General features: G+C 64.0%; 2 protein-coding genes and 1 pseudogene. 1 reads left to right on the top strand and 2 read right to left on the bottom strand.

Going from position 1 to position 3,333, the window contains the following annotated elements; genetic code table 11:
- The first annotated feature begins 231 nt into the window (after positions 1–231).
- Entirely contained in the window at positions 232–1,665 is a 1,434-nt protein-coding gene (locus ACH438_RS40835; protein ID WP_397015583.1) for a sugar porter family MFS transporter, read from the top strand.
- Positions 1,666–1,668: 3 nt separating this feature from the next.
- Here ACH438_RS40835 and tuf read toward each other — a convergent pair whose 3' ends face one another.
- Positions 1,669–2,865, bottom strand: a complete 1,197-nt coding sequence (gene tuf / locus ACH438_RS40830; RefSeq protein WP_397015581.1) for an elongation factor Tu — start codon at positions 2,863–2,865, stop codon at positions 1,669–1,671.
- A 152-nt stretch (positions 2,866–3,017) separates the two neighbouring features.
- Positions 3,018–3,333: pseudogene (locus ACH438_RS40825) on the bottom strand (hypothetical protein); the annotation flags it as partial.

Genomic DNA, 3,333 nt, shown 5'->3' with positions numbered 1-3,333 from the left:
TGATCATCAGGCGCTCCTCGTCCAACCTCGTTTCCCAGGCCCTTGGGGCTCCGGGTCGGTGTCCGTGTCGCTCTGACCTGGAATAAGTTACGTGTTGCTACGAATGAATGTCAAATCGCGCCTCAGCCTGCACTTTTGGGATCAACAGAACGGGTTACCCTCAACCCGGTTGTTGCTCATGAAGGTTGGTTCGGAGCTCACGAGGCTCCTTGCCATGACGAAGGAGTCAGCGTGGACAGCTCATCCGGTGCACAACTATCGCCGAATACCGGAGCAGCGCCTGGGGCTGACAGCCTCGGGTACGTAGTTTTCATTACCGCCGCCGCCGCAATGGGCGGCTTTCTCTTCGGATACGACAGTTCCGTCATCAACGGCGCGGTCGAAGCCATCCGGGACAGGTACGACATCGGGTCGGCCACCCTCGCGCAGGTCGTCGCCATCGCATTGATCGGCTGCGCCGTCGGCGCCGCCATCGCCGGCCGCATCGCCGACCGGATCGGCCGCATCCTCGTCATGCGGATCTCGGCCGCGCTCTTCACCGTCAGCGCCATCGGGTCCGCGCTGCCGTTCGCGCTGTGGGATCTCGCCATGTGGCGCGTGCTCGGCGGCATCGCCATCGGCATGGCCTCGGTCATCGGACCCGCCTACATCGCGGAAGTCTCGCCGCCCGCCTACCGCGGCCGGCTCGCCTCCTTCCAGCAGGCGGCCATCGTCACCGGTATCGCGGTCTCGCAGCTCGTCAACTTCGCCATCCTCAAGATGGCGGACAGTCAGCAGCGCGGGCACATCGCCGGACTCGAAGCCTGGCAGTGGATGCTCGGCGTGATGGTGGTGCCGGCCGCGCTCTACGGGCTGTTCTCCTTCGCCATCCCGGAATCGCCGCGCTACCTCATCTCCGTCGGGCGCATAGAGAAGGCCAAGCAGGTGCTCACCGAGGTCGAAGGCGAGCACACCGACCTCGATCGACGCGTCGCCGATATCCAGCACGCCATGAAGAGCGAGCACAAGTCAACGTTCCGGGATCTGCTCGGCGGCAGGTTCGGGTTCCTGCCCGTGGTTTGGATCGGCATCGGACTGTCGGTGTTCCAGCAGCTCGTCGGCATCAACGTGGTCTTCTACTACTCATCGACGCTGTGGCAGTCGGTCGGTATCGACCCATCCAGTTCGTTCTTCTACTCGTTCACGACGTCGATCATCAACATCATCGGCACCGCCATCGCCATCGCGCTCGTCGACCGGATCGGACGGAAACCGCTCGCGCTCATCGGCTCCGCCGGCATGGCCATCGCACTCGCGCTCGAAGCCTGGGCCTTCTCCGCGAAGACCGGGTCCGGCGACCATGTTTCGCTGCCGCACGCACAGGGCATCACCGCGCTCGTCTCGGCACACGTGTTCGTGCTGTTCTTCGCGTTGTCGTGGGGCGTGGTCGTATGGGTGCTGCTCGGCGAGATGTTCCCCAACAAGCTGCGCGCGGCCGCGCTCGGTGTGGCGGCCAGCGCGCAGTGGATCGCCAACTGGGTGATCACCGCCAGCTTCCCCAGCCTCTCGGACTGGAACCTGTCCGGGACGTACATCATCTACGCCGTGTTCGCGGCGCTCTCCATACCGTTCGTGCTCAAGTGGGTGCCGGAGACCAAGGGCAAATCACTCGAGGAAATGGGCTGATCCCTACTTGAGGATCTTGGTGATCTGACCGGCGCCCACCGTCCGGCCGCCCTCGCGGATGGCGAACTTCAAGCCCAACTCCATGGCGACCGGTTGGATCAGCTTCACCGACATCGACACATTGTCACCGGGGAGGACCATCTCGACCTCCTTCGGGAGAGTTACCACCCCGGTGACATCCGTTGTGCGGAAATAGAATTGGGGACGATAGTTGTCGAAGAACGGGGTGTGGCGGCCGCCCTCCTCCTTCGACAGGATGTAGGCCTGACCCTCGAACTCGGTGTGCGGGCTCACCGAACCGGGTTTGATGACACACTGGCCGCGCTCCACATCCTCGCGGCGGACACCGCGCAGCAGGAGGCCGACGTTCTCGCCGGCCTGGCCCTCGTCCAGGAGCTTGCGGAACATTTCGATGCCGGTGACCGTGGTTTTCGTGTTTCGCGGGCGGATGCCGATGATCTCCACCTCGGCATTCACCTTCAGGACACCGCGCTCGATACGGCCTGTGACCACCGTGCCGCGGCCGGTGATGGTGAAGACATCCTCGATCGGCATCAGGAAAGGCTTGTCCACCTCGCGGGCGGGGGTGTCGATCCAGGAATCCACCGCATCCAGCAATTCGGTGACGCCCGAAGCCCATTCGCCCGTCGGATTCTGCAGCGCCTGATACGCCGAGACACGAACCACGGGGGAATCGTCGCCGTCGAACTCGTATTCGTTCAGGAGATCACGGACCTCCAGCTCGACCAGTTCGAGGATTTCCTCGTCGTCCACCATGTCGCACTTGTTCAGGGCCACAACCATTTTGGGGACACCCACCTGGCGGGCCAGGATCACGTGCTCCTTCGTCTGCGGCATCGGGCCGTCGGTCGCGGCCACCACCAGGATCGCGCCGTCCATCTGCGCCGCACCGGTGATCATGTTCTTGATGTAATCCGCGTGACCGGGGCAATCCACATGCGCGTAATGCCGATTCGCCGTCTGATACTCGACGTGCGCGATCGAAATCGTGATGCCCCTTTGCCGTTCCTCCGGCGCCTTGTCGATCGCATCGAACGGCGTGAACGGATTCAGATCCGGAAACCGACTGTGCAGCACATTCGTGATCGCGGCGGTGAGAGTTGTCTTGCCGTGGTCGATATGGCCGATCGTGCCGACATTGACATGGGGCTTGGTGCGCTGGAATTTCGCCTTGGCCACGAGATCCTCCTGGAGCGATGCCTGACCCGATGGTGGGTGAGGCACGTATCGAAGAGGACACGAAAGGGCGGCAGGAGAGGAGAATTCGATCCTGGTCGGGACGGGGTTGATGGCGGGCGGATCACGATCGGCGAGCGGTCGCGGCGACCGGTTTACTGCGCGGGCTGGGTGGCATCCGGTGTGGGCGCGATGTTCTGGCCGCCCTGGTTCTGCACGCCTTGGCCCTGCGGGATGCAAGCCCATTGGCCGTCAGGGGTTTTGCCCCACTGGGCGGTGAGACCGTCGTGGGAACAATCGTCGCCGATCTGGTGCGGGTCGGCGCCTTGCCCCTGAGGCGCGCAGGTCCACTGGCCGTCGGGAGTCAGGGCCCATTGGGCGGTGAGACCGTCGTGGGAACAATCGTCGCCGATCTGGTGCGGGTCGGCGCCTTGCCCCTGAGGCGCGCAGGTCCACTGGCCGTCGGGAGTC

This window comes from Nocardia sp. NPDC020380, from assembly GCF_044386975.1.
Lineage (GTDB): Bacteria > Actinomycetota > Actinomycetes > Mycobacteriales > Mycobacteriaceae > Nocardia.
Note: the sequence above shows the minus strand (reverse complement) of the source record. Positions and strands in the feature narration are given on the sequence as shown.